The sequence below is a fragment of the Rhodobacter calidifons genome (assembly GCF_011174775.1).
Lineage (GTDB): Bacteria > Pseudomonadota > Alphaproteobacteria > Rhodobacterales > Rhodobacteraceae > Tabrizicola > Tabrizicola calidifons.
Map to the genome: position 1 here is coordinate 1 of NZ_JAANHS010000008.1, position 26,104 is coordinate 26,104.

Annotated in this window: 24 protein-coding genes and 1 tRNA gene; 17 read left to right on the forward strand and 8 right to left on the reverse strand. The window is 67.9% G+C overall.

Annotated features, from left to right (window positions below):
- Positions 1-283 precede the first annotated feature (283 nt).
- The 14 genes from G8O29_RS11645 to G8O29_RS11710 all read left to right on the forward strand — a co-directional run bounded on the left by G8O29_RS11645 (position 284) and on the right by G8O29_RS11710 (position 12,186).
- On the forward strand, positions 284-1,117 hold the full coding sequence (locus tag G8O29_RS11645) for a glycosyltransferase family 2 protein (protein ID WP_166403421.1): 834 nt from the start codon (positions 284-286) through the stop codon (positions 1,115-1,117).
- Positions 1,110-1,433 (forward strand): lipid-A-disaccharide synthase N-terminal domain-containing protein, encoded by a 324-nt coding sequence (locus tag G8O29_RS11650; protein WP_166403422.1) that lies wholly within the window; start codon positions 1,110-1,112, stop codon positions 1,431-1,433. Before G8O29_RS11645 ends, G8O29_RS11650 begins: the two co-directional genes overlap by 8 nt.
- Entirely contained in the window at positions 1,393-1,608 is a 216-nt protein-coding gene (locus tag G8O29_RS11655; RefSeq protein ID WP_166403423.1) for a hypothetical protein, read from the forward strand. Before G8O29_RS11650 ends, G8O29_RS11655 begins: the two co-directional genes overlap by 41 nt.
- Positions 1,609-1,611: 3 nt before the next feature.
- Entirely contained in the window at positions 1,612-2,874 is a 1,263-nt protein-coding gene (locus tag G8O29_RS18280; RefSeq protein WP_367890171.1) for a glycosyltransferase family 39 protein, read from the forward strand.
- Entirely contained in the window at positions 2,871-3,617 is a 747-nt protein-coding gene (locus G8O29_RS11665; RefSeq protein WP_166403424.1) for a phosphatase PAP2 family protein, read from the forward strand. Before G8O29_RS18280 ends, G8O29_RS11665 begins: the two co-directional genes overlap by 4 nt.
- Complete coding sequence (locus G8O29_RS11670; RefSeq protein WP_166403425.1) at positions 3,614-5,263, forward strand: ArnT family glycosyltransferase; 1,650 nt, start codon at positions 3,614-3,616, stop codon at positions 5,261-5,263. The genes G8O29_RS11665 and G8O29_RS11670 overlap by 4 nt, the downstream gene beginning before the upstream one ends.
- The gene (locus G8O29_RS11675; protein ID WP_166403426.1) at positions 5,260-6,123 is read left to right on the forward strand and encodes a phosphatase PAP2 family protein; all 864 of its coding nucleotides are present in this window, start codon (positions 5,260-5,262) and stop codon (positions 6,121-6,123) included. Before G8O29_RS11670 ends, G8O29_RS11675 begins: the two co-directional genes overlap by 4 nt.
- Before the next feature lie 269 nt (positions 6,124-6,392).
- A complete protein-coding gene (locus G8O29_RS11680) occupies positions 6,393-7,403 on the forward strand; it encodes an efflux RND transporter periplasmic adaptor subunit (protein ID WP_437440806.1) in 1,011 nt (336 codons plus the stop codon).
- Positions 7,396-10,608 carry an efflux RND transporter permease subunit gene (locus G8O29_RS11685; RefSeq protein WP_166403427.1) on the forward strand — a complete coding sequence of 1,071 codons (3,213 nt, stop codon included), beginning with the start codon at positions 7,396-7,398 and terminating at the stop codon, positions 10,606-10,608. Before G8O29_RS11680 ends, G8O29_RS11685 begins: the two co-directional genes overlap by 8 nt.
- A gap of 54 nt (positions 10,609-10,662) precedes the next feature.
- Complete coding sequence (locus tag G8O29_RS11690) at positions 10,663-10,866, forward strand: YgaP family membrane protein (RefSeq protein WP_166403428.1); 204 nt, start codon at positions 10,663-10,665, stop codon at positions 10,864-10,866.
- A gap of 21 nt (positions 10,867-10,887) precedes the next feature.
- Positions 10,888-11,211, forward strand: a complete 324-nt coding sequence (locus G8O29_RS11695; RefSeq protein ID WP_166403429.1) for an ArsR/SmtB family transcription factor — start codon at positions 10,888-10,890, stop codon at positions 11,209-11,211.
- Positions 11,212-11,286: 75 nt separating this feature from the next.
- Positions 11,287-11,360 (forward strand) — tRNA-Gly (locus G8O29_RS11700).
- 102 nt (positions 11,361-11,462) lie between these two features.
- Positions 11,463-11,771 carry a hypothetical protein gene (locus G8O29_RS11705; RefSeq protein ID WP_166403430.1) on the forward strand — a complete coding sequence of 103 codons (309 nt, stop codon included), beginning with the start codon at positions 11,463-11,465 and terminating at the stop codon, positions 11,769-11,771.
- 61 nt (positions 11,772-11,832) lie between these two features.
- Complete coding sequence (locus tag G8O29_RS11710; protein WP_166403431.1) at positions 11,833-12,186, forward strand: RidA family protein; 354 nt, start codon at positions 11,833-11,835, stop codon at positions 12,184-12,186.
- A gap of 75 nt (positions 12,187-12,261) precedes the next feature.
- Here G8O29_RS11710 and pgi read toward each other — a convergent pair whose 3' ends face one another.
- The 4 genes from pgi to G8O29_RS11730 all read right to left on the reverse strand — a co-directional run bounded on the left by pgi (position 12,262) and on the right by G8O29_RS11730 (position 16,665).
- On the reverse strand, positions 12,262-13,860 hold the full coding sequence (gene pgi, locus G8O29_RS11715; protein ID WP_166403432.1) for a glucose-6-phosphate isomerase: 1,599 nt from the start codon (positions 13,858-13,860) through the stop codon (positions 12,262-12,264).
- 1 nt (position 13,861) lies between these two features.
- Entirely contained in the window at positions 13,862-14,533 is a 672-nt protein-coding gene (pgl, locus tag G8O29_RS11720; RefSeq protein ID WP_166403433.1) for a 6-phosphogluconolactonase, read from the reverse strand.
- On the reverse strand, positions 14,530-15,978 hold the full coding sequence (zwf, locus tag G8O29_RS11725) for a glucose-6-phosphate dehydrogenase (RefSeq protein ID WP_166403434.1): 1,449 nt from the start codon (positions 15,976-15,978) through the stop codon (positions 14,530-14,532). Before zwf ends, pgl begins: the two co-directional genes overlap by 4 nt.
- A 102-nt stretch (positions 15,979-16,080) precedes the next feature.
- Positions 16,081-16,665 carry an HNH endonuclease gene (locus tag G8O29_RS11730; protein ID WP_166403435.1) on the reverse strand — a complete coding sequence of 195 codons (585 nt, stop codon included), beginning with the start codon at positions 16,663-16,665 and terminating at the stop codon, positions 16,081-16,083.
- 313 nt (positions 16,666-16,978) lie between these two features.
- Between G8O29_RS11730 and G8O29_RS11735 the strand changes: the two genes are divergently transcribed.
- The 3 genes from G8O29_RS11735 (at position 16,979) to G8O29_RS11745 (ending at position 19,201) form a co-directional block, all read left to right on the forward strand.
- Positions 16,979-17,443 carry a lytic transglycosylase domain-containing protein gene (locus tag G8O29_RS11735; protein WP_166403436.1) on the forward strand — a complete coding sequence of 155 codons (465 nt, stop codon included), beginning with the start codon at positions 16,979-16,981 and terminating at the stop codon, positions 17,441-17,443.
- 166 nt (positions 17,444-17,609) lie between these two features.
- Complete coding sequence (locus G8O29_RS11740) at positions 17,610-18,383, forward strand: diacylglycerol/lipid kinase family protein (protein WP_166403437.1); 774 nt, start codon at positions 17,610-17,612, stop codon at positions 18,381-18,383.
- On the forward strand, positions 18,380-19,201 hold the full coding sequence (locus tag G8O29_RS11745) for a metallophosphoesterase family protein (RefSeq protein ID WP_166403438.1): 822 nt from the start codon (positions 18,380-18,382) through the stop codon (positions 19,199-19,201). Before G8O29_RS11740 ends, G8O29_RS11745 begins: the two co-directional genes overlap by 4 nt.
- A gap of 39 nt (positions 19,202-19,240) precedes the next feature.
- Here the strand turns inward: G8O29_RS11745 and G8O29_RS11750 are convergent, their stop codons facing one another.
- The 4 genes from G8O29_RS11750 to glgA all read right to left on the reverse strand — a co-directional run bounded on the left by G8O29_RS11750 (position 19,241) and on the right by glgA (position 26,059).
- Positions 19,241-20,773 carry a trimethylamine methyltransferase family protein gene (locus G8O29_RS11750; protein WP_166403439.1) on the reverse strand — a complete coding sequence of 511 codons (1,533 nt, stop codon included), beginning with the start codon at positions 20,771-20,773 and terminating at the stop codon, positions 19,241-19,243.
- Positions 20,774-20,874: 101 nt separating this feature from the next.
- A complete protein-coding gene (locus tag G8O29_RS11755; protein WP_166403440.1) occupies positions 20,875-22,506 on the reverse strand; it encodes an alpha-D-glucose phosphate-specific phosphoglucomutase in 1,632 nt (543 codons plus the stop codon).
- Positions 22,503-24,638, reverse strand: a complete 2,136-nt coding sequence (glgX, locus tag G8O29_RS11760; RefSeq protein ID WP_367890168.1) for a glycogen debranching protein GlgX — start codon at positions 24,636-24,638, stop codon at positions 22,503-22,505. The genes G8O29_RS11755 and glgX overlap by 4 nt, the downstream gene beginning before the upstream one ends.
- The gene (gene glgA, locus G8O29_RS11765; protein WP_166403442.1) at positions 24,635-26,059 is read right to left on the reverse strand and encodes a glycogen synthase GlgA; all 1,425 of its coding nucleotides are present in this window, start codon (positions 26,057-26,059) and stop codon (positions 24,635-24,637) included. The genes glgX and glgA overlap by 4 nt, the downstream gene beginning before the upstream one ends.
- Positions 26,060-26,104 lie beyond the last annotated feature (45 nt).

A 26,104-nucleotide genomic window follows, 5' to 3' on the forward strand; every position in this document is an offset into this window, starting at 1 on the left:
CACTCGGCACACCCATCACTGAGGCCAAGGGATAAGTCCGTCTGGGGGAAGGGGAACTCTGGCCTTCAGGAGATTTGCGCAACAGAGCCGTCAGACTTGCCCTTGGTCATCCTGTCCTCACCGATGCATTTGCAAGGTATATGCATTACTGCACGATCCCGCGCCGGTGGCAAGAGCTACGGCGTCCGCGTCACAGTCTGACGCAAGACTGCAAACAAACTGTCGTCGAGCTGTCATGCGCCAGTCGTAGAGCGGAGACGCCGCTCTCGTCCGGGTCCGTCCGATGTTCTCCAGCGCAACGCCCGTTCCCCTGTCGCCCCCGCCCCCCCGGCTTTCCGTGGTGGTGCCGCTGCACAACGAGGAAGGCGCGATCGACGCTCTGGTCGCCGAAATCGCCACAGTGCTTGCGGGCTGGTCCTATGAACTGCTTCTGGTGGATGACGGAACGACCGACGGCACCCGCGCGCGCTGTCTGGCGCTGGCCAGGCGGGATGCACGGATCGTGGTGCTCGGGCATCCGCGGTCGGGCGGTCAGTCGGCGGCGCTGCATTCCGGGGTCCTGGCGGCCCGGGCCTCGGTCGTGGCGACACTGGACGGAGACGGGCAGAACCCGCCCGAAAACCTGCCCGGACTGGTCGCACCGCTGATCGGTCCGGAGGCCGACCCGACCTGCGGCCTGGTTGCCGGACAGCGCATCGGACGCAAGGACAGCCTGTCCAAGCGCCTGGCCTCGCGCCTGGCCAACGGCCTGCGCGCGGCCGTCCTGCGCGACGGGACGCGCGACACGGGCTGCGGGCTCAAGGCCTTCCGGCGCGAGGCCTTCCTCGCCCTGCCCTATTTCAACCACATGCACCGCTATCTGCCGGCGCTGTTTGCCCGCGAGGGCTGGCAGGTGCGGCACGTCAACGTCACCCATGCCCCGCGCCGCAGCGGCCGGTCGAAATACCGCAACCTTGACCGCGCCCTTGCCGGGATCCTGGACCTTGCCGGTGTCGCCTGGCTGATCCACCGCCGCAAGCGCGCCCGGGCCGAGCGCCTTACCCCTCTGCCCGGACCCGTCCCGCTGGAGGGCACGGCTCAGGCAACCAACCTCACGAAAGGACGGATCGATGCCTGAAACCCTCTGGGCCTGGCTGCATGTCGACAGCTGGACCGAATTCACCTGGGTTCTGATCGGCCTGTGCGGCCAGCTGCTCTTCACGGCGCGCTTCCTGGTCCAGTGGATCGCCTCCGAGCGCGAGAAGCGGTCGGTGATCCCGATCGCCTTCTGGTACTTCTCCCTGGCGGGGGGCCTTGTCCTGTTCAGCTATGCGCTCTGGCGGCGCGATCCGGTGTTCATCCTGGGCCAGTCGATGGGGCTGGTGATCTACATCCGCAATCTCTGGCTGATCCATGCCGAGCACCAGCATCACCCGGCCGGCGCCAAGCACTGACCGGACCTCGGCGCCGGCGCATGCCGCGCTGGCGGTGGCGCTGGTGCTGGTGGCCTGTCGGCTGGTGCTGGGCGCCCTGGACCGGACCGAGCTTTCGACGGACGAGGCGCAGTACTGGTTCTGGGGCCAGTCCCCGGACTTCGGGGCCTATTCGAAACCGCCGCTGATCGGCTAGATCATCCGGGCCTCGACCGAGCTGTTCGGCCAGTCGGTCGCTGCGGTCCGGCTTCCGGCGGTTTTCATGCATGCCGCCACGGCCGCGGTGATCTTCGCCTGCGCGCGGCAGCTCGTGCCGCTGTCTGTCGCCGCGCTTGCGGCCCTGCTTTACCTTGTCGCGCCGGCGGTTGCGCTTGGCTCTGCGCTGATGACGACCGACACGCCGCTGCTTCTGGCCGCCTCCCTGGCCCTGCTGGCGCAACTGACCGCCGGCAAGGCGCGCGCCCTGGGACAGCGGGCCCCCGGCGCGGCGGTCGTCCTCGGGCTGGCGCTGGGTCTGGGGCTTCTGGCCAAGCACGCGATGCTGTTCTGGCTTCTGGGGGCAACGTTCGCCGCGCTGGTCGCGCCCGCTTTCCGGCTTGCCCGGACCGACCTCCTGGTCGCCGTCGGGACCATGGCTGCGGTGATCGCTCCGCATCTTCTCTGGCTTGCCCGGCACGGCTTCGTCACCTTCCGGCACATCGAGGCCATCACCGAAGGCCACGGCCTGTCGCTGCTGCGCCCGATGCAGTTTCTTGCCGAACAGTTCCTGGTCGCCGGACCGATCACCTTCGCGGCCCTGCTGGTCGCGCTGCGCGACCGATCCACGCCGGGGCTGGCCGCCCTGGCGCTGACACCGCTGCTGATCGTCCTGGCGCAAGGGGTCAAGGGGCCGGTGCTGGCGAACTGGGCGGTGCTCTACCTGGTGCCGGGCAGCATCCTCGCGGCGCAGGTGCTGGAGCGACGGCGCTGGCTGGCCGGTCTGTCGCTGGCGCTGGGGCTGGCAGTCTCGATCGCGCTGCCGCTGGCGAAAGCCTTCGGGACCGACCTGCAAAGGCCGGACGGGCGCCCGCTTCTGTCGCGCTATCTGGGCCACGCCGGGATTGCCGACTGGGCGCTCGGCATCGCCGCCGCACAGGGCGCGGATGTGCTGATCGCAAGGGACCGCGACCTTCTGGCCGACCTGTCCTGGTTCGCCGCCGGTTCCGGCCCGGCCATCCGCGCCGTTCCGCCCACCGGCCTTCCGGCCCATCACTGGGAACTGACCGCCGCCTATCGGCCAGAGGACGGGGCTCGAGCGCTCCTGCTTCTGCGGCGTGGCGCAACGCTTCCCTGCGCCGATGCCGAGATCATCGCCCGCACCGTTGCACCGCCCGGTTTTGCCGGAGGCGACGTGCTTCTGCTCTACAGCCTACCCGACCCGGGCTGCCTGGCTGCAACCGCATCCGAAGGGGGACCGACATGACACCGCAGACCCTGCTGATCGCCTTCCTGCTGGTCTTCGTCACCGTGCAGACGCTTTTCGCGGCGTTCCCGGGCATCGACCTGGCCGTGTCTGCGCTCTTTGCCGATGGCAGTCGCGGCTTTCCCTGGACCATGGGGATTGCGCCCGACATCAATCTGGCGGTGCGCCGCCTGGGAGAGGTCGCCACCCTCCTCCTGCTGCTCGGCATCCTCTACGGGCTGACCTCCGGAAAGACACCCCGCGATCATGTCCGGCTGCTGGCCTATCCGTTCCTTTGCGTCGCGCTGGCCAGCGGCGTGGTGGTCAACGTCCTGTTGAAATCCCATGTCGGCCGGGCCCGACCCGTTACGCTGGCCGATTTCGGCGGAACCGCGCAGTTCACGCCGCCCTGGCAGGTGGTCGAGGAATGTGCGCGCAACTGTTCCTTCGTCTCGGGCGAGGTCGCGCTGGCCGCAGGCCTGGCCATCCCGACCATCGTCATCCTCTGGCCCCACCTCACGCGGACCCACAGCCGGGTGCTGGCCGTCGGTCTTGCAGCGGCCTACATCCTGCTGACCGCGACCCTCCGGGTCGGTCTTGGGCGGCATTTCCTCTCCGATGTGGTCTTTTCCACGCTCTTCTCCGCAGCGGCCGCCCTCGCGCTCTATACGGTCCTCGGCATTGCCCGCGCGCGCCTCAGCCTGCCCGGCCGCGCGTCCCGCAGACCGGCGATCGAGCTTGTCGAACAGAGGGGCGTCTATTGACCCTTGCGCTTTCGGCCAGACCCGCATGGCTTGGCGCGACCCGAGGCTGGCTGGCCCTGACCCTGTTCGCGCTGCTGGCCTTCCTGCCCGCGCTGACCGCGCTGCCGGTGGTGGACCGGGACGAGGCGCGCTTTGTGCAGGCCAGTCGGCAGATGGTGGCCAGCCGGGACTACATCGACATCCGCTTTCAGGACGAACCCCGCCACAAGAAGCCGGTCGGGATCTACTGGCTGCAAAGCGCCGCCGTCCTGGCATCGGGCGGCGGCCCGGACGCCCCGCTCTGGGTCTACCGCCTGCCGTCGCTGGCAGGCGCCGTCCTGTCGGTGCTTCTGGTTGCGGTCGTGGGGATGCCGCTTTTCGGACGACAGGCGGCGCTCCTGGCCGCGGCAGTCTTTGCCGGCGGCCTGGTGATCGGCGGCGAGGCGCGGATCGCCAAGACCGACGCGGCACTGCTGGCGACAATCCTTGTCGCACAGGCGGTCCTGGCACGGCTTTACCTGCGACAGGTCTCCGGTCAGGGCGCGGGTTTCGCCTTCTGGCTGGCCATTGCGGCCGGAACCCTGATCAAGGGACCGATCGGCCCGATGGTCCCGGCGCTGACCGTTCTGGCGCTGGTCGCGCTTGACCGCCGGGCGGACTGGCTGCGCCCGCTCTGGTCGCCATGGCCCATTGTCCTGGCGCTGGCCGTGGTCCTGCCCTGGTTCATCGCCATCACCCTGCGCAGCGAGGGCGCCTTCTGGCTGGGCTCGGTCGGTGCCGACCTCCTGCCCAAGATCACCTCGGGACAGGAAGGCAAGGGCGCGCCGCCGGGCAGCTACCTGATGCTTCTCTGGCTGACCTTCTGGCCCGCGACACCGCTGCTTCTCCTCGCCCTGCCAACAATCTGGCGCGCGCGGAGCGAACCGGCCACCCGGTTCTGCCTGGCCTGGATCGTCCCGGTCTGGCTGGTCTACGAGGCGGTCCCGACCAAGCTGATCCACTACACCCTGCCCGCCTACCCCGCCCTTGCCCTGCTGGCCGTGGCCCATCTGCCCGAAGGGCTCGCCACCGCATCGCGGCTGCTCCGCGGGCTGGCGGCGGTCGCGATCCTGCCGGGACTTGCCCTTGGCCTCGCCGTCGCCGTCTTTGCCATCACTCAGAACGCCATGCCTGCCGCCATGCTTGCGCTTGCCGGGCTGGCGGGGGCGGTCGTCGCCCTGGTCCTTGCGCTGCGTTCCGCCCGGGCATCGAAGCCCTGGACGCTGGCCGCGCAGGCCGCCCTTGCCGGTGCGCTTCTGCATGCCGGGCTGATCTCGGCCGCAGCCCGCATCCCGGCCCTCTGGCCGACCGAGACCGCCATTGCCGCCGCGTCCCGCATCGCCCAGGCCCAGGGATGCGACAAACCGATCCTGACCGGCTGGGGCTATGGCGAGCCCTCGCTGGTCTGGCGCGGCGGGCAGAAGACCGCCCTCTACCCCGCCTCGGCCACCGCCGCCGAGGTCGTACGACCCGGCGCCTGCCAGGTGGTCGTGCGCGCCCGATCCGGCGCCACGGCCCCGATCCCCCTGATCCCGGGATGCCGCCCGGCACAGACCGCGACCGGCCTTGGCCTCGGGATGGGCCGCTGGGTCACGCTCGATGTCCTCGACTGCCGGGGGTGGCCATGAAACACGCCGGGTCCCGCGACCAGTTCCTTGCCGCTGGCCGTCCCGAAGGCCTCAGGCCGACCCCGGGCCGCAGGCTGGCCGCTGCGGTCAGGCGGCAAAGCCGGCTGTCCTGGCTCGGAACCTTCGCCTGCGCCCTCCTGCTGGTTGCCGTCGTCGCGGACGGCGCCGTGCGCGATCTGGCGCGCAGCCTCGATCCTTCGGTCGTGGCGGTGCTGCGGGGCGTCACCCAGTTCGGCAACTCGGCCTGGCCGATCGGCATTTCCCTGCTGCTTCTCGGCGCCGTCACCATCGTCGCGCGTCAGGCCAACCCGTTTCCGCGTGAAGCGCTTCGGAACCTGCGCTCGGCCCTGCTTCTGGTGCTGGGGTCGGTGGCGATCAGCGGCACGATTGCCAGCCTTACGAAGAACCTGATCGGCCGCGCCCGGCCCTCGACAGGTGACGCACAGGTGTTCGAGTTCGCCGCCATGACCTTCCGCGCCGGATGGGCCGCCTTCCCGTCGGGCCATTCCACCACCGCCATCGCCTGCGCGATTGCCCTCGCTGTCGCCTTGCCGCGACAGGCCTTCTTCTGGCTGGCGCTGGGACTTCTCACGGCGCTGTCGCGGGCCTTCCTCGGCGTCCACTGGCTGTCGGACTGCCTGGCAGGTCTGGCGCTGGGGACACTGGTCACACTTGCCTTGCGCGACTGGATGGAACGACGCGGGCACCGGTTCCGCATCGATCCGGCCCTGTTGCCGCAGGTTCTGGGCAGAGGGGCGTGGATCGGCCTCTCCGCCTTGTGGGTTCATGCCGGACGTGCCGCAAGACGCGCAGGCCTCTGGGTCAGCCAGCGACTCTCGGCCCTCAAGTCCGGACGCTGAGGCGCCAGACGCTTTCCACCATTCGGCAAGGGCCCTTGCCAGACCCTCTCCGGCGCCCGGCGCCCGCCTTGTGCGGCACCCGCTGATGCAAAGGACCATCGCACCCGCTTCCGGCAGCCTTGCGACGCAGGGCCGCAGAGGCCCGGCCTTGCCGTCACCGTGCCGGGCCAAGCCAATCCGCGCCGGTCGCCGGTCTTTTCATTTTGTTATTGTCATAGCTTTGAACTTTACGATATAAATGAAACCTGAAAATCGAAGGCCCGAATCCCATGTTGCGAACCGCTCTGCTGCCCAGGCTCCTTCTCCTCTCGCTTCTGCCGGCCGGCCCGCTTCTGGCCGACCCCTTCACCGTCGCCCCCATGCCGGTCACGGTCTGGAAGTCCGTTTATGGCAGCGTCGAGGCGCGTGACCGCATCCCGGCGCGCTCGCGCATCGGCGGCACGCTGGTGGACCTTTCGGTCAGCGAAGGCGACAGCGTGACCGCGGGTCAGGAAATCGCCCGCATCGTCGATGACAAGCTGGATTTCCAGCTGGCCGCCCTTTCCGCACAGCGCGAGGCGCTTGAGGCGCAACTGGCCAATGCCGAGACCGACCTGCAACGCGGCGAGGATCTCTTGAAGAACGGCGTCACCACCCTGCAACGGGTTGATGCGCTGCGCACCCAGGTCGATGTGCTGAAGGGCCAGATCATGGCGCTTTCCGCCCAGGCCGACGTCGTGGCCCAGCAGGCGAAAGAGGGCGTGGTGCTGGCGCCGGTCGCGGGCTGCGTGCTGGACGTGCCGGTCACCCGGGGGGCGGTCCTGATGCCGGGCGAAGTCGTGGCCGTGGTCGGCGGCGGCGGAACCTTCCTGCGCCTTGCCGTGCCCGAACGCCATGCGACCGCACTGGAGGCCGGGGACCGGATCCGCATCACCGAAGGCGGCGCCGACCGCGAGGGCAGGCTCGCCCGCCTCTATCCGCTGATCGAGGGCGGCCGCGTCACCGCGGATGTCGAGATCGAGAACCTGCCCGACAGCTTTGTCGGCAAGCGGATGCTGGTCAGCCTGCCGGTCGGCGAACGCGCGGCGCTGATGGTGCCGCAAGCCGCGCTATTCACCCGCGCCGGGCTGGATTTCGTGACCCTGCAAACCGCCTCCGGCCCCGTGCTGCGCAGCGTCGTCCCGGGCGAGACGCACCGCATCGACGGCATTCCCATGGTCGAGGTCGTCACCGGCCTCGTCCCGGGCGATGTCGTCCTGCCCGCTTCTGAGGCAGCCCAGGTCAGGGCAAGCCATGACTGAGCCGTCCCCGAAGCACCCGCTGGGCATTGCCGGCGGCCTGACGCGGGCCTTCATCAACTCGGCCCTCACCCCGCTGTTCATCCTGGCCGCCCTGGCCGCAGGCCTTGTCGCGCTCGTCTCGCTCCCGCGCGAGGAAGAGCCGCAGATATCCGTCCCCCTCGTCGATATCCATGTCCAGGCCCAGGGCCTGAAGGCCGTCGATGCGGTCAAGCTGGTGACCGAACCGCTCGAGGTGCTGGTCAAGGGGATCAACGACGTCGAACACGTCTATTCCTCCACCCGCGACGACGCGGCGATGGTGACGGCGCGCTTCAAGGTCGGCACCCGCTCGGAAGACGCGATCCTGCGCGTCCACGACAAGATCCGCGCCAACATGGACAGGATCCCGGTCGGCATCCCCGAACCGCTGATCGTCGGGCGCGGCATCGACGACGTGGCGATCCTGACGCTGACGCTGTCGTCGGAAACGGCCACCGCAAGCGACCTGACCCGGATCGCGCGCACGCTGCAAACCGAGGTCGCCAAGACCGAGGACGTGGGCCTGACCTACCTTGTCGGCGACGCCCAGGACGCCATCCGCATCGAACCCGACCCCGACCGGCTGGCCCTGTACGGCGTGACGCTGCAACAGCTGGCCGGCAAGGTCGCCCAGGCGAACCGCACGCTGAACACCGGCAAGCTGCGCGATGGTGGCGAGATGGTCGATCTCGTGGCAGGCGAAACCCTCACCGCTCCGTCCGAAGTGGCGAACCTCCTGCTGACCACACGCGACGGGCGGCCGGTCTATGTCTCGGACGTGGCCCGCGTGGCCTATGTCCAGAACACCCGCGACACCATCGTCGCCCATCTGGCCAAGGCCGAGGACGGCAGGATCACCTCCGGCCCCGCGGTGACGCTGGCCATCGCCAAACGTGCCGGGGCGAATGCGGTCGTCGTGGCCGAGGCCGTGCTGCACCGGGTCCATGCGCTGGAGTCCCGGCTGATCCCGGATGGGGTCGAGATCACCCTCACCCGCGACTATGGCGAAACCGCCAACGAAAAGGCCAACGAACTGCTGTTCCACCTCGGCCTCGCCACGGTCTCGATCATCGCACTCGTCTGGCTGGCCATCGGCTGGCGCGAGGCGGGCGTGGTGGCGATCGTGATCCCGGTCACGATCCTGCTGACCCTCTTCGCCGCCTGGATCATGGGCTTCACGCTGAACCGGGTCTCGCTGTTCGCGCTGATCTTCTCCATCGGCATCCTCGTCGACGACGCCATCGTGGTGATCGAGAACATCGACCGCCACTGGGGCATGGACCGCCGCAAGCCCCGCATCCAGGCCGCCATCGAGGCGGTGGCCGAGGTCGGCAACCCGACCATCGTCGCCACGCTGACCGTGGTGGTGGCGCTGCTGCCGATGCTGTTCGTCAGCGGCCTCATGGGCCCCTACATGTCGCCGATCCCGGCCAATGCCTCTGCGGCGATGATCTTTTCCTTCTTCGTCGCGGTCATCATCACACCCTGGCTGATGGTCAAGATCGCCGGTCGCGCCGACATGAAGGCGCACGCCCATGACGATGTGCACGGCGGCCACCATGGCGGCTGGCTGGAACGCAGCTACACCGCCATCGCCCGCCCGGTGCTGAAGTCCAAGGGCCGCAGCCTCGCCTTCCTCCTTCTGACGGCACTCCTGTCCTTCGGCTCGCTGACCGCGCTCTACACCCGCGACGTCACCGTGAAGCTTCTGCCCTTCGACAACAAGTCCGAGCTTTCGGTGGTGATCGACCTGCCCGAAGGCGCCTCGGTCGAGGCGACCGACCGCGTCGCCCGCGATGTGGCCGAGGCGGTGATGGACCTGCCGGAAGTGACCAGCGTGCAGACCCATGCCGGCACGCCCGCGCCCTTCAACTTCAACGGGCTGGTGCGGCACTACTACCTGCGGTCCGAACCGCAGCTGGGCGAGGTCGCGATCAACCTGACGCCCAAGACCGACCGGGCCCGCGCCAGCCACGACATCGCGCTGGACATCCGCCAGCGGCTGGCCGCCCTTCCCGTGCCCCCGGGCACCAGCCTGAAGGTCGTCGAACCCCCGCCCGGCCCGCCGGTGATCTCGACCCTTCTGGCCGAGGTCTACGGCCCCGACGCCGACACCCGGCGCGAGGCCGCGGGCCTGATCCGCCAGGCCTTCGAAGCCGTCCCCTTCATCGTCGATGTGGACGACAGCTTCGGCACGCAGCCCCGCCGCCTGCGCGCCACGCTGTCCACCGACGAACTCGACTTCTACGGCGTGCAGGAACAGGACGTGTTCGACACGCTCGCCCTGCTGAACGGTGGGCAGACCGTGGGCTACTCGCACCGGGGCGAAGGCCGGCTGCCGATCCCGCTGGTCGTCGGGCGCGACAAGTCCAACCGCGTGCTGGACGAACGCTTCCTGACCACGCCCATTCCCGCCAATGCCCTGCCCGGCGCGCGCGGCGTGGTGGAACTGGGCGACGTGATCCGCGTGACCGAGGACCGGACCAGCTATCCCATCTTCCGCCACAACGGCCGTGACGCCGAGATGGTGACGGCGGAACTGGCCGGCGCTTTCGAGGCGCCGCTCTACGGCATGCTGGCCGTGGCGGATCAGATCGACAGGATGGACTGGCCCGAGGGCACGAAACCCGTCATCGCCCTGCATGGCCAGCCCGAGGACGAAGGCGAGGTCACCCTCCTGTGGGACGGCGAATGGGAAGTGACCTTCGTCACCTTCCGCGACATGGGGGCCGCCTTCGGCATCGCGCTTCTCGGGATCTACATCCTTGTCGTGGCCCAGTTCGGCTCGTTCCGGCTGCCGCTGGTGATCCTCACGCCGATCCCGCTGACTTTCCTCGGGATCATCCTGGGCCACTGGCTCTTTGCCGCGCCGTTCAGCGCCACCTCGATGATCGGTTTCATCGCGCTGGCGGGAATCATCGTGCGCAACTCGATCCTGCTGGTCGATTTCATCCGCCATGCCACGCCCGAAGGCCGGCTTCCCGCCGTCGAGACCCTGATCGAGGCCGGAGCCATCCGGTTCAAGCCGATCCTGCTGACCGCCATCGCCGCGATGATCGGCGCGGTGGTGATCCTGGCCGACCCGATCTTCCAGGGTCTCGCCATCTCGCTTCTGTTCGGTCTCTTCAGTTCGACCCTGCTGACCGTGCTGGTCATCCCGGCCATCTATCGCGTGTATCGCACATGACGGCCGGCAACCGGCTACCAACCCGACCAACCCACCTGCAAGATGAGGTCCGAAATGACTCTTGATTCCGCCGTTCTGCGCTTTGCCGGGGTGATGGTGCTTCTCAGCACCGTCCTGACGGCCTATGTATCGCCCTTGTTCGTCTGGTTCACGGTCTTCATCGGCCTGAACCTCGTGCAATCGTCCTTTACCGGCTTCTGTCCTGCGGCAAGGCTGTTCAAGGCGATGGGCGTCAGGAAGGGCTGCGCGTTCGAATAGGCAGCCGTATGGGAGAGCAAGATGGCAGAGATCCTGGAAGGCTTTGGCGGCACGGCTGAACAGGCCAGCCGCGCCGTGGCGCTGCTGAAATCGCTGTCGCACGAGGGGCGATTGCAGATCCTCTGCCTTCTCGTCGATGGCGAGATGAACGTCACGCAACTGGCCGAGGCGCTGGGGACAAGCCCGGTGACCGTCTCGCAGCAGCTGATGCGGCTGCGGGCGGAAGGCATCGTGCAGACCCGGCGGGAAGGCAAAAGCGTCATCTACCGCCTGGCGCGCGATGAGGTGGCCAGCATCGTCACCGCGCTGCGCGACACCTTCTGCCGTCCCAGGGCCGCCGGCTAGGCCGTCCCGGCCCGGGCGGCGCGGCAGGATTTGCCGCCTTGCCTTCGTCGGGCGGACTGGCTAAATGGAAGCCGCGCGGGTGTAGCTCAATGGTAGAGCAGAAGCTTCCCAAGCTTACGACGAGGGTTCGATTCCCTTCACCCGCTCCAGCCTCTCCCGGCCTCTCCTGCCACTGCCGCCGCAGCCGTTGACAAACCGCTGCGGTTCGGGTGCAGTCGGTGGTCCCTGACCCGCCGCGACGCAATCCCGTCATGACCCGCCTGCCTCATGTGCTCTGCCTGTCCCTCGGCCTCGCCGCCTGCGTCGAGGACCAGGGTCCGGTCGAATCCTATCCCTTCGTCGGCCGCTGGGATTGCGGCGTGGCGACCTTCAGCTTTACCAACTCGACCTACAACAACGGCAGCAGGACCTACCCGATCAGCTCCGTGGTCCGCCGGGACCGCAGCTACCTGCTGACCTTTGCCGATGGCTACAGGATCACGCTGGCCGCTGTCACCGATACCGGCCTGACCTGGATCTCGGGCGCCACGGGCGACCAGTTCAACTGCCGCCGCCTCTGACAGCTTCCGTTCCGCGCCGGAACCGGCTAACCAGCCCGGCGACGCAAACAGGGAGACACCCATGAACACCGACATCACCCGTTACGGCACCGGCCCCCGCATGTCCGAGGCCGTGGCCTGCAACGGCATCCTCTGGGTCGCGGGGCAACTCGGCCAGCCGGGCGGCACCGTCGCCGAACAGACCGCCCAGGCGCTCGCCGCCATCGACGCGATCCTCGCCAAGGCCGGCACCGACAAGACCCGGATCCTGTCGGCCCAGATCTGGCTGGCCGACATGGCCACCTTCGCCGAGATGAACTCGGTCTGGGACGAATGGGTGCCGCAGGGCCACACCCCCGCCCGCGCCACGGGCGAGGCGAAACTGGCCAGCCCCGACTACAAGGTCGAGATCATCGTCACCGCCGCGCTGAAGTAAGCGCCGGAAATTCCGGAATTTCCGGATCGGAGCCTTCACAGGCTCCGGTCCGATTTCCGCAAGGAAATCGCGCGCTTAGCCCCGCAGGAACGCGACCAGCGCCGCCGTGGACCCGTCCTTGCCGCCCGTATCCGCCCTGCCCTCCAGCACCGGCTGCAAGGCCAGCGCCAGTTCCTTGCCCAGCTCCACCCCCCACTGGTCGAAGGAATTGATCCCCAGGATCACGCCTTCCACGAAGACCCGGTGCTCATAAAGCGCGATGATCTGGCCCAGCGTGAAGGGCGTCAGCTGCTCATAGGCCAGCACGGTCGAAGGCCGGTTGCCCGGGAACACCCGATGGCGCGCCTGCCGCTCCAGCTCTGCCCCCGTCAGCCCCTTCTTCGCCAGGATCGCCCGGGCTTCCTGCAGCGAGCGGCCCCGCAACAAAGCCTCGGCCTGCGCCAGACAGTTTGCCACCAGCAGAAGATGCTGATGCGCCAGGTCCGGCTCATGACCCTTGCGCGCGACCAGAAACTCGCAGGGCACCACCCGCGTGCCCTGATGGATCAGCTGATAGAAGGCATGCTGCCCGTTCGTCCCCGGCTCGCCCCAGACCACGGGGCCGGAATGGGTTTCCAGGTCCGACCCGTCGATGGCCACCCGCTTGCCGTTGCTTTCCATCTCCAGCTGCTGCAAATAGGCAGGAAGCCGCGCAAGCCTTTGATCGTAGGGCAGAACCGCCCGCGTCGCATGGCCGCAGATCTGGTTGTGCCAGACCCCCACCAGCGCCAGCATCACCGGCATGTTCGCCGCGAAAGGCGCGGTCAGGAAATGCCGGTCCATCGCGCGGCCCCCCGCCAGGAACTGATCGAACGCCTCCGGCCCGATGGCGATCATGAGGCTCAGCCCGATCGGCCCCCACATCGAATAGCGCCCGCCGACCCAGTCCTCGAACCCGAAAACCCGAGCCGGATCAATGCCATAGGCGGCGGTCCTGTCCCCCGCCGTGCTCACCGCCGCGAACTGCGCCGCCGGGTTCGCCACCTTCGCCGCCATCCAGCGTTTCGCCGTATCGGCATTGGTCATCGTCTCGATGGTGGTGAAGGTCTTGGAGGCGACGATCACCAAAGTCGTCGTCGGATCAAGCCCTTGCAGCACGTCGTGAATGTGCGCGCCGTCCACGTTCGACACGAAATGACAGCGCGGCCCGTCCGCATAGGGCGCCAACGCCAGACAGGCCATCGCAGGCCCCAGGTCCGACCCGCCGATCCCGATGTTCACCACATCGGTGATCCGGCCACCCGCGCCCCGGAAGGCCCCCGAGCGCACGTCGCGGGCAAAGGCGGCACAGGCCGCCCGAATCCGCCGGACCTCGGGCAGGACATCCTTGCCGTCCACCTCGATCCGCGCCTCCTCCCCGGCCCGCAGCGCGACATGCAGCACCGCCCGGCCTTCGGTATCGTTGATCTTCGCCCCCGAGAACATCGCCGCGCGCTTTTCCGCCACGCCCGAGACCTCGGCCAGCCGCAGCAAGGCCGCCCGCGTCTCGCCGTCGATGTTGGTCTTGGAATAGTCGAACAGCATCCCGTCCGCCGTGACCGAGAACTCCCCGGCCCGGCTTTCGTCAAAGAGATCAAGGATATGGCGGCCCTTCTTCACCTCGTGAAGCCGCTGAAGATCAGACCATTTGCTCATCTCATTCCGCCCAATGCACGGTTGCGTTGTCCAGAACCGCCCGCACGGGCGCCTCCATCGGCGTCAGGCTCATCGCGCGGTCCAGGGCTTCGCGCTTTTCCGGCCCGGTGATCAGGATGTGGATGTTGAACGCCTCGCGCAGCACCGGCGCGGTCAGCGTGACGCGCGGCTCTCCCGCCGCCTCGGCGCGCATCGGCAACAGCAGGGGCGCATCGGCCGACAGCGCCTCTTCCAGCCGGTCGGCGCCGGGGAAAAGGCTTGCCGTGTGCATGTCCGCCCCCATGCCCAGCAACAGGACCGAGATCGGCAGATGCGGGCGCAGACCATCCTCCAGCGCCGCCAGCATCTCCTCGGGCGTCTCGGCGGGCGCATACAGCGGCACCAGCCGCGCCTGCGCCGCCCGACCGCGCAGAAGCCGCTGCCGCACCAGCCGCGTGTTCGACCGCTCGGAACTTTCCGGCACCCAGCGTTCGTCGTTCAGGACCACCGCGACATTGGCCCAGTCGATATCGACCCCCGACAGAGTGTCGAAGATCGGCCCCGGCGTCGTCCCGCCCGGCACCGACAGCGTGGCCCTGCCCTCGCGCCGCAGGAAATCGGCCAGCTGCCCGGCGATCACATTCGCCACTTGCAGCATCATCATCTCGCGGTCGGGGTAGGTTTCCAGCTTCATTCGCGTATCTCCCGCCAGCGCCGCCCGTCGCGGTGCATCAGCATCAACGCATCTTCCGGCCCCGAGGATCCGGGATCATAGACCTGCGGCCTGTCGCCGCGCGCCTCCCAGCCTTCAATGATCGGGTCGGTCCAGGCCCAGGCCGCCTCCACCTCGTCGCCGCGCATGAACAGCGTCTGGTTGCCGCGGATCACATCCATGATCAGCCGCTCATAGGCGTCCGGCACATCCTCGGCATCCTCGATGGCATCGGCAAAGGACATGTCCAGCGGCACCTGCATCAGGCGCATCCCGCCCGGGCCGGGTTCCTTGATCATCACCATCAGGTTCATGCCCTCATTGGGCTGAAGCCGGATCACCAGCACGTTCTCGTGCCAGCCGCTCGCATCGTCGAAGATGGCATGCGGCGGCTGCTTGAAGGTGATGGCGATTTCGCTCGCCCGCGCCCGCAGCCGCTTGCCGGTGCGCAGGTAGAACGGCACCCCCTGCCAGCGCCAGTTGGAGATCTGCACCTTCAGCGCGATGTAGCTTTCGGTGCGGCTGGCCGGGTTCTCGGCATGGACCAGATAGCCCGGCTCGTCCTTGCCCGGCCCGTATTGCCCGCGCACGATGTCCTCCGGCGGGACGGGCTTCAGCGCGCGGATCACCTTCAGCTTCTCGTCGCGCACCGCGTCGGGGTCGAAGTGATAGGGCGGCTCCATCGCGATCAGGCACAGAAGCTGCATCAGATGGTTCTGCACCATGTCCCGCATCGCGCCCGACTTGTCGTAATAGGCCCCGCGCCCGTTGACCCCCACGGTCTCGGCCACGGTGATCTGCACATGGTCGATGTATTCGGCCTTCCACAAAGGCTCGAACAGGATATTGGCAAAGCGCACCGCCATCAGGTTCTGGACGGTTTCCTTGCCCAGGTAATGGTCGATCCGGTAGATCTGCGTCTCGTTGAAATGCCGGGCCAGCACCGCGTTCAGCGCGCGGGCCGAGGCCAGATCCCGCCCGAAGGGCTTTTCCACCACTATCCGGCTCCAGGCATCCGCGATCCCGTGTTCCGACAGCCGCTGCGCGATGTCACCGAAGAGCCCCGGCGCGACCGAGAAATAGAAGGCCCGCACCACATTCTCGCGCATCAGGCCCTTCAGCTGCGCCCAGCCGTTCGTCCCCGTCGCGTCGATGGCCACATACTGCAACCGCGACAGGAACCCCTCGATCGCCGTGTCCTGCCGCGCCTTCGGCACGAACTCGGCAATCGCCGCGCGCACCTGCTCCCGGTACTCCGCCTCCGACAACTCGCCTCGCGCCGCGCCGATGATGCGGCTCTCGGCCGGCATCTGCCCGGCCAGGAAACGCCGGTAGAGCCCGGGAAGGATCTTGCGCCGGGCCAGATCGCCCGTGCCGCCGAAGATCACCAGATCGAAGACATCCACCGGAATGACGCGCGAGACCATGGGTTACTCCTCGGAGGGCTGTTAGCGCTAACGGGCGCCTTCTACAGCCTGCCCGGCCCCATGTCTAGCAGTCCGGGCGCCAAGGGCCAACCGAAGGCGCGATCACGCCTCCAGCTCGGCATCCCAGTACAGGAAATCCATCCAGCTGTCATGCAGATGGTTCGGCGGAAAGCGGCGGCCATGGGCCTGCATCTCCTCGGCCGTCGGCGCGCGTGGCGGGCGGCGCAGGGACAGGCCCGCCTGTTTCAGCGTCTTGGACCCCTTGCGCAGGTTGCAGGGGCTGCACGCCGCCACCACGTTTTCCCAGCTGGTGACCCCGCCGCGCGACCGCGGCACCACATGGTCGAACGTCAGATCCCCCTTCGCGCCGCAGTACTGGCAGCAGAATTCGTCCCGCAGAAAAAGATTGAAGCGCGTGAAGGCCACGCGCTTCTGGGGTTTGACGAATTCCTTCAGGACAACCACCGAGGGTATCCTGAACGCCTGCCTCTGACTGTGCACCACCGCGTCGTATTCCGCGACGATCTGCACCCGGTCCAGCACCGCAGCCTTGATCGCCTCCTGCCATGGCCAGAGGCTCAGCGGGTAATAGGACAGCGGGCGGTAATCGGCATTCAGCACCAGCGCGGGATAGTGCTTCAGTGCCGCCGGATCGCGCACGAACTGGGTTCTGAAATCGCCGTCCATTCCGTCCAAGACTCCGCTTTGCGCCCGTCAGCTTCCCGGCGACAGGGCGGGGAGTCCCGCCCCGTTACGTGAAACTATATCTGGCGTTTCGTCCGTGGCAACCCCCAAGCGCCAGAGTGTCGCAGCGGGTTTTCCACAGGTCTTCTGCCCGATCCGGGTAACATCAAGGTGACATCCGCCGCCTTTCCCGCGCAGTGCCGTCGGCCGGCAGGACAGGCCGGTTGCCGCGCAGTCCGGCCCCGATCGCGCCGCCCGGGCTTGCACCCCCCTGCCCTGCGCCGCTATCAGACGCGCAAAGGAACCGGAGCCGCCGATGCCCCTGACCCGCCGCAACCTCCTGCTGCTTCCGGCCGCAGCCGCGCTTGCCGCCTGCGGTCGTGCGCCCTCTCCGCCCGTCACCCGCGCGCCGATGGCACCGGGTGCGACGCCCGAGATGATGGCCCTGGTCAACCGATATGCCCATGTCCACGACATCCCCGAAAGCCTCCTGCACCGCGTGATCCGGCGCGAAAGCGGCTACAACCCCGCCGCCCGCAACGGCCCCTATTACGGGCTCATGCAGATCCATCCGCAGACCGCGCGGACCATGGGCTATCAGGGCCCGCCCGAGGGGCTGCTCGATGCCGAAACCAACCTGATGTATGCGGGCAAATACCTGCGCGGGGCCTGGCTCGTCGCGCGCGGCTCCGAAGACCGGGCCGTCATGTGGTATTCCAAGGGCTATTATTACGAGGCCAAGCGCATGGGCCTTCTGGAAGAGACCGGCCTGCGCGCCTAAGTCCCCCTGACCGAAGGGGGACGCATGACCGACCGCACACCCGACATCTGCGTCCTTGCCAACCCCCGCGCGGGCACCTCGCTGCGCAATCCCGGTGCCGTCGACCGCGCCATGGCCGTCTTCGGCCCCCGCGCCCGGCTGCGCCCTTTTTCCGGCGATCCGGCGGATGAGGCCGCCCGCGCGGTGCGCGACGGCTTCCGCATCGTCGTGGCTGCGGGGGGGCGATGGCTCGGTCGCAGGCGTCGCCCATGCCCTGGCCGGAACGCAGGCCGCCCTGGCGGTGCTGCCGCTTGGCACCTTCAACTACTTCGCCCGCGGCCTGAACATGCCCGAAGACCCCGAGGCCGCCGCCCGCGCCATCCTTGACGGCCAGCCGCATGACATCAGGGTCGGCACGCTGAACGGGCGGGTGTTCCTGAACAACGTGGCCATCGGCCTGTATCCCGCGATCCTCGAGGAACGCGAGGCCAGCTATGCCCGCTTCGGCCGCTATCGCCTGCTGGCGCATCTTGCGTCCCTGCGCACCATCCTGCGCTTTCAGGCGCCGCACCGGATGGAGCTTTATCAGGACGAAACCCGGATGCGCATCCGCACGCCGATGCTGTTCGTCGCGCGCTCGGCCTATCAGCTGGACCAGTTCGGCCCGGAAGGCGGCGAGGCGATCTCGGACGACCGTTTCGTCGTCTTTCTGGCGCATCAGCAGACCCGTCTGGGCTTTCTGCGTCTGGCCTGGCGGCTGATCCGCAAGCGGGTGGACCATGGCCGCGATGTCATCGTCTCCACGCCCCGCCGTCTGGCTGTGGCGGTGCGCGGGCGGCGGCAGATCCCGGTGGCGCTGGACGGGGAAAAGCTGAAGATGAAGCTGCCGCTGCGCATCCAGTTGAACGATCACGCCTTGCGGGTGATCCTGCCCCCGGACAAGGCCGGTGCGCTGAAATGAGCCGCATCCTGCATCTCTCGGACGTGCATTTCGGCGCGGTGGATGACCGGCTGGTAGCGCCGCTCATCGACCTGGCCCACCGGCTTAAGCCCGACCTCTGCGTGATCTCGGGCGATCTGACCCAGCGCGCCCGCCCCGGCCAGTTCCGGGCCGCACGCGCCTTCGTGGACCGGCTGCCTGCCCCCGCCCTGATCGTGCCCGGCAACCACGACATGCCGCTGCGGAACCTGCCCCTTCGGCTGCTGGCCCCCTTCGCGGCCTACCGCCGCGCCTTCGGGCCCAAGCTGGAACCCCTCGCCCACCTCTCCGATGCCGTGGTGCAGGGCGTGAACACCGCCAATCCCTTCGCCTGGAAATCGGGCCTCCTGCGCCGACGGTCCTTGCAGCGCCTGACCGACAGTTTCGCTGCCGCGCCTCCCGGCCTCTGGCGCATGGTCGTGATGCACCACGCCCCGGTGCCTGCCGCCGACGGCACGGCCGCCGACATCGCCGACCCTGTTGCGGTGCTGGCCGCCCTGGCGCAGGCCGGGGCGGACATCGTGCTGTCGGGCCATACCCACATGCCGCACACGGGCTTTGCCGAAACCGCCGCCGGGGTTCTCTTCCTTCAGGTCGGCACCGCGATCTCGACCCGGCGCAAGACCGACAGCAACGACGTCGCGCTGGTGACGCTGGAACCCGGCAAAGTGACCGTCGAAAGCTGGCTCGCTTCCCCCGGGCAACCCGGTCTCACCCCCGGCCCAAGCCAGAGCTACACCCGCCCCGGGACCGCGTGGCAGAAGTTAACGAAATCTGAACGCCCACAGCCAACACATTGATTTCATTGGGTCAGAAAAACTGACCACGCGCGGCGCACCTCAGTACCAGGCATCCGCCACCCCGGCCTTCTTCCGCCCCACGAAGTCATGCAGGGCCTCCCTGACCCCCACATCCAGAGGCGGGGCCTCATACTCCGCCAGCCGCTTTTTCCAGAGCCGGTTGGCCCGCCTCGCCGCGTCCGCCGACCCCGCCGCCTCCCATTTTTCGAAGGGCTCGTTGTCCGACAATTCGCTGTCCCAGAAGGCGGTCTGATAGTGCCGCATCGTGTGGGAACACCCGAAGAAATGGTTCCCCGGCCCCACCTCGGCGAAGGCCTCCACGGCCAGCTGATCGTCGTCGATCCTGATCCCGTCCAGATAGGCATGCAAGGCCCCGCAGAGGTCGGCATCCAGCATGAACTTCTCGTAGGACATCGACAGAAGCCCGTCGAGGAACCCGGCAGAGTGCAGGATGAAGTTCGCTCCGCAATGGATGGCAGCCAGCATCGACATCGTGCCTTCCATCATCGCCTGCCCGTCCGGCAGCTTCGAGGTGGTGAAGTTCCCCGAACAGCGCAGCGGCAGGTTCAGCCGGCGGGCGAGCTGGCCGATCACCTGCGACCCGATGGCCGGCTCCGGCGTCCCGAAGGTCGGCGACCCCGACCGCAGCGACATCGACGACAGGAAGTTCCCGAAGATGACCGGAGCCCCCTTCCGCTCCAGCTGGGTCAAGGCGCAGCCGGCCATCGTCTCGGCCAGGCTCTGCACGATCCCGCCCGCGTTCGTGACCGGCCCCATCGCCCCGCCCAGGATGAAGGGCACCACCACCGCCGCCTGGTTCGCCCGCGCATAGGCCCGCAGGGACCGGGTCATCGTGCCGTCCCAGACCAAAGGCGAATTGACGTTCACATTCCCCAGAATAACGCAATGATCGTTCACAAACCCGGCGCCGAACAGGATGCGCGCCATCTCGATGCTGTCCTCGGACCGCTCTTCGGCCGTCACCGACCCCATGAACGGCCGGTCCGAAAGTTCGATATGGGCCAGAACCATGTCGAGATGGCGCTTGTTCACCGCGACATCCGTCGGCTCGCAGATCGTTCCGCCCGAGTGGTGAAGGTTCGGGCTCGACTGTGCCAGCTTGATGAAGTTGCGGAAGTCCTCGATGGTCCCAAACCGGCGGCCGCGGTCGAGATCCATCACGAAGGGGCTGCCATAAGCGGGAGAGAACACCACATTCCGCCCCCCGATCCGCACCGACTTGGCCGGGTTCCGCGCGTGCTGGGTAAACTCGGACGGCGCGGATTTCAGGATCTCGCGCAGCATCCCCGGCTCGAACCGGACACGCACCCCCTCCACCTTGGCCCCGGCCGTCTTCCAGTGGTCCAGTGCCACCGGATCATCGCGGAACTCGATCCCGGTCTCGGCCAGCACACGGTCGGCGGCGGCCTCGATACGGATCAGGTTCTCCTCGGACAAGACATCATAGGTCGGGATGTTGCGCAGGATATAGGGACGCCCGACGCCCTGCCCCTTATGCGCCCGCTCGGCCTGCCGTGCCTGGCGTCCCGCCCTGACCCTGACTTCGCCCATCGCCGCCCCCGAAACTCGACATATGTGTCAAGTTTGTCGCTTTCGGGCGACGGGTCTGGTCAAACCGCGACCCCTGAAGGTCGGGAAACGCCCGAACGCCTTCAGGTCACAACATCCGGCGCGCTGCGGCCGGTATGGGTTGCGATGTCGGCAATCCGGTGAGCCGCACGGATCACCGGGGCAAGGGCCGCCTGGGCGTCAAGGTCAAGGCCGTCGGGACCCGCCGCGTAGCGCTCCAGATAGACCCGCAGGGTCGCGCCTTCAGTGCCTGTTCCCGAAAGACGATAGACGATGCGGCTGCCATCCTGGAACAGGACCCGCACACCCTGTTGCCTGCTGACCGAGCCATCGACCGGATCGGTGTAGGCGAAATCGTCCGCGGTCGAGACCGTCATCCCTTCGATCTGCTGTCCCGGCAGACCGGCCAGCGCACCGCGCAGCGCGGCCATCATCGCGTCGGCCTTGGCCGTCTCGATCGCCTCGAAGTCGTGGCGGCTGTAGTAGTTGCGGCCGTATTTCGCCCAGTGTTCGCGCAGGATCTCGGCCACCGACTGCCGGCGCACCGCAAGGATGTTCAGCCACAACAGGATCGCCCAGAGGCCGTCCTTCTCGCGGACATGGTCGGAGCCGGTGCCGAAGGATTCCTCGCCGCAGATCGTGGCGCGGCCCGCGTCGAGCAGGTTGCCGAAGAACTTCCAGCCCGTCGGGGTCTCGAAGCTTGCGATCCCCAGAGCCTCGGCCACCCGGTCCACCGCTGCCGAAGTCGGCATCGACCGCGCCACGCCCTTCAGCCCCGCCTTGTAGCCCGGCGCGAGCTGCGCATTCGCGGCCAACACGGCGAGGCTGTCGGACGGCGAGACATAGATCCCCCGCCCGACCACCATGTTTCGGTCGCCGTCTCCGTCCGAAGCCGCGCCGAAATCGGGGGCGTCCGGGCCGAACATCTCGTCCATCAGCGCCTTGGCCCAGGTCGGGTTCGGGTCAGGATGCATGCCGCCGAAGTCCGGCAGCGGGGTTGCGTTGACGCAGGTCCCCTTCGGCGCCCCGAGACGGTTTTCAAGGATTTCAACGGCATAGGGCCCGGTGACTGCACACATCGAGTCCATCCGCATCCGGAAGCCGCCCGCGAACATCGCGCGGATCGCGGGAAAGTCGAACAGGCTTTCCATAAGCGCCGCGTAGTCGGCGACCGGATCGACCACATCGACCACCATTGCCCCCAGCTGGTGCCGACCGATGCGACCCAGATCCACGTCCTGCGCCTCGAGCACCTTGTAGTCGGTGATTTCGGTCGTCCGCCGATACATCGCCTCGGTCACGCCTTCGGGCGCAGGCCCGCCGTTCGGCATGTTGAACTTGACCCCGAAATCCTCGTTCGGTCCGCCGGGGTTGTGGCTGGCCGACATGATGATCCCGCCATCGGTTTTATTCAACCTTATCAGATGGCTGGCGGCCGGAGTTGACAGGATCGCCTCCTGCCCCACGATCACCCGGGCCGCCCCGTTCGCCGCCGCCATCCGCAGGATCACCTGCGCGGCGCGGTCGTTGAAATAGCGCCCGTCGCCGCCGAGAACGAAGGTCTTTCCCGCCGCCCCCACCACGTCGAAGATCGACTGGACGAAGTTCTCCAGATAGTGCCGCCCCATGAACACGGGCGTCTTCTTGCGCAGGCCAGAGGTGCCCGGCTTTTGCCCGGCGATGGCCTCGGTCAGGACAGTCGTGATCTGGGTCATGGCGCGGTTTCCCTTGGTGTGTCGGTCACAGAGCGGAAAAGCAGGACGGAATGGGCCGGGGCCTCGGCGAAGCCTTGGGCGGGAAGTCCGGCCTCGGGCAAGTCCGGGCGCGTGGTATCCAGAATCAGCGTCCAGCCCGGCGCAGTATCGGGCAGGTGCAGCGTCGTGGCAGAGCCGGTGTTGAACACGGCAAAGACGGCTTCGGGGTTCGGATCCCCGCCTTCGGCGGCCATGCGCAACTCGACGCAGAGACAGCGGAAGGCCGGATCGTGCCAGTCCTCGTTGTGCGGCACAGTGCCGTTCGCGCGGCGCCAGATCACGTCAGGGATCCCGTCCGAGGGACGCGGGCGCGCATGCAGGAACCGGCGCTGGCGCAGGACCGTCAGGGATTTGCGCAAGGCACTCAGTCGCTGCACGAAGGCAAGCAGGGCTGAATCGGCCTTGGACCAGTCGAGCCAGGTGGTCTCGTTGTCCTGAGCGTAGGCGTTGTTGTTGCCGCCCTGGCTGTGGCCGATCTCGTCTCCGGCCAGAAGCATGGGCACGCCCTGGCTGAGCATCAGGGTGGCCAGAAGGTTGCGCTTGCGCAGGGCGCGGGCGGCCAGAACCTTCGGGTCCGTGGTCGGGCCTTCGACACCAAGGTTGTCGGAATGGTTCTCGTGGTGGCCGTCGCGGTTGTCCTCGCCATTGGCGAAGTTGCGCTTGATCGTGTAGCTGACCAGATCCTCCAGCGTGAAACCGTCGTGACTGGTGACATAGTTGATCGACGAGGTCGCCGCGCGGCCGGAATGGTCGAAGCGCTCGGCGCTGCCCAGAAGCCGCGCGGCGAGGTCGCGGGTCATGCCCGCATCGCCCTTCCAGAACCGACGCACCCCGTCGCGGAAGCGGTCGTTCCATTCGTGGAAGGGATGCGGATAGGCGCCCAGCTGATAGCCGCCGGGACCGATGTCCCAGGGTTCGGCGATCAGCTTGACGCGGCTGAGGACCGGGTCCTGGCGGATCGCATCGAAGAAGCCGCCGTTCGGGTCGAAGCCATGCGACTCGCGCCCCAGGGCAGTGGCGAGGTCAAAGCGGAAGCCGTCGACATGGGCCGCTTCCACCCAGTAGCGCAGGGAATCCATCACCATGCGCAGCACCATCGGATGCGTGATATTCAGCGTGTTGCCGGTGCCCGTGTCGTTGACATAGTGCCGCCCCCCCCCGGCCAGCCGGTAGTAGCTGGCATTGTCCAGCCCGCGGTAGCAGAGCGTCGGCCCCCATTCGTCGCCCTCGGCGGTGTGGTTGTAGACGACATCAAGGATTACCTCGATCCCGGCCGCATGAAAGCGGCGGACCATGGTCTGGAACTCCCACAGCGCGCCCTGGCTCATGTAGCGGGCCTCGGGGGCGAAGAAGCACAGCGTGTTGTAGCCCCAGTGGTTGCGCAGGCCCTTGGCGACCAGGAAGCGGTCGTCGATGAAGGCGTGGACGGGCAGCAACTCGATCGCGGTCACGCCGAGCTTCAGCAGATGCTCGATCACCGGGTCGGAGCACAGGCCAAGGTAGGTGCCGCGCAGACCCTTCTCGACGCCCGGATGCAGCGCGGTCAGCGACTTGACATGCGCCTCGTAGATCAGCGTGTCGCTGCGCGGCGTCCGCGGCGCCTGGTCGTTGCCCCAGGTGAAGGAGGGGTCGGTGACCACCGCCTTCGGCACGGCGAAGGCGCTGTCACGGGTATCGAAGCTGAGATCGCCGCGGGGGCTGCCGATCTTGTAGCCCATCAGTGCGTCCGACCATTTCAGCCGACCTTCCAGCGCCCGGGCGTAGGGGTCGAGCAACAGCTTGTTCGGATTGAAGCGGTGGCCCTGTTCGGGCGCATAGGGCCCATGGGCGCGAAAGCCGTAGACCGTGCCGACCGTCAACCCGCCGACCTGGATATGCCAGATGTCGCCGTCGCGTTCGGTGATCGGCAGCCGCGCCATCTCCTTGCGGCCGTCAGGGGTGAAGAGGCAAAGCTCGATCCGTTCGGCATGGGCGGAGAAGACGGCGAAATTGACCCCGTCGCCGGTCAGGCTTGCCCCCATCGGCCAGGGCCGGCCCGGCGCCACCGCATGGCCCTGAAGCCGCGCGGGCGGCGAGACGGTCTGCGGTGTCACGCGGCAAGCCTTTCGTAAAGTGCGGCATAGGTCCGGGCCGAGGTCTCCCATCCCACCGGCTGCGCCATGGCGTTTGCGCGCAGCTTCGCCCAGAGCTTCGGCTGACGGTAGAGCTGCACCAGCTGCGACAGCGCCCGGCCAAAGGCCAGCGCATCGACCGGATGGAAGGTGATGCCGGTGGCGACCGGGCCGGCGAGGGCGGCGGGGTTCGCGCCGATCACCGTGTCGGCCAGCCCGCCGACCAGCGACACGACCGGCAGCGTGCCGTAGCGCAGGCCGTACATCTGCGTCAGACCGCAGGGTTCGAACCGCGAGGGCACCAGCACCGCATCCGCACCGGCGAAAAGCCGGTGGCTCAGCGTCTCGTCATAGCCGATGCGCGCGGCCACCCTGCCGGGGAAGCGGTCGGCCAGATTGCGCACCGCCCCTTCCAGCGCCGGATCGCCCGAGCCGAGCACGATCAGCCCGCCGCCAGCGACGACGAAATCCGGCACCACCTCGGGCAGCAGGTCGATGCCCTTCTGGTCGGTCAGCCGGCTGACCACGATGGCCAGCGGGCCCGGCACCTCCAGCCCGAACTCGGTGCATAGCGCGGTCCGCGCCGCTGCCTTGCCCGCCATCGCCTTCCGCCCGAAGGGCGGATCCTCGGCCCCCGGATCCCAGAGCGCCGTGTCAACCCCGTTCAGGATGCCCGAGACGACCGGCCCGCGCGCCGCGATCACACCTTGCAGACCCATGCCGAATTCGGGGCGCATCAGTTCGGCCGCGTAGGTCGGCGAGACCGTGGTGATCCAGTCCGCCGTCACCAGCCCGGCCTTGAGGCTGGAGATCCCGCCGTAATATTCCAGCGCCTCGGGGTGGAAGGCGTGCCCCGGCAGGCGCAGCACACCCAGCATGTGCGCCGGCGCCCAGCCCTGGAAGGCGATGTTGTGCACGGTGATGACCGACCTGCACCCGCCATTGCCATGATAGGCGAGATAAGCCGGCGCCAGCCCAGCCTGCCAGTCATGCGCATGCAGGACATCCGGCTTCCAGTCCGCAAGCCCCTCGCGCGCGATCTGCGCCCCCACCCAGGACAGCGCGGCAAAGCGCACCGCATTGTCGGGGTGATCGCCGGTCGGCCCGGAATAGGGGCCGCCCTCGCGGTCATAGAGATGCGGCGCGTCCAGCAGCAGAAGCGGCACGCCCGCGACCTCTCCGGCCAGCACCCGGCCGGGACCGCCCCAGAGATCGGGCTCCTGCCAGACCACGGGCCAGTCGGCCGCACGCGGTCGTAGGGCGCGGTAAGCCGGCAGAAGCACCCGCATCTCCCAGCCGGTCGCGGCCAGGGCTGCCGGCAGCGCGCCAACCACATCCGCCAGCCCGCCGGTTTTCACCAGCGGGACAGATTCCGAGGCCACCGACAGGACACGTCCGCCCATTTCCCTTGCCTTTCAAAAGCTTACCGCCCGAAGTTAAACGGACAG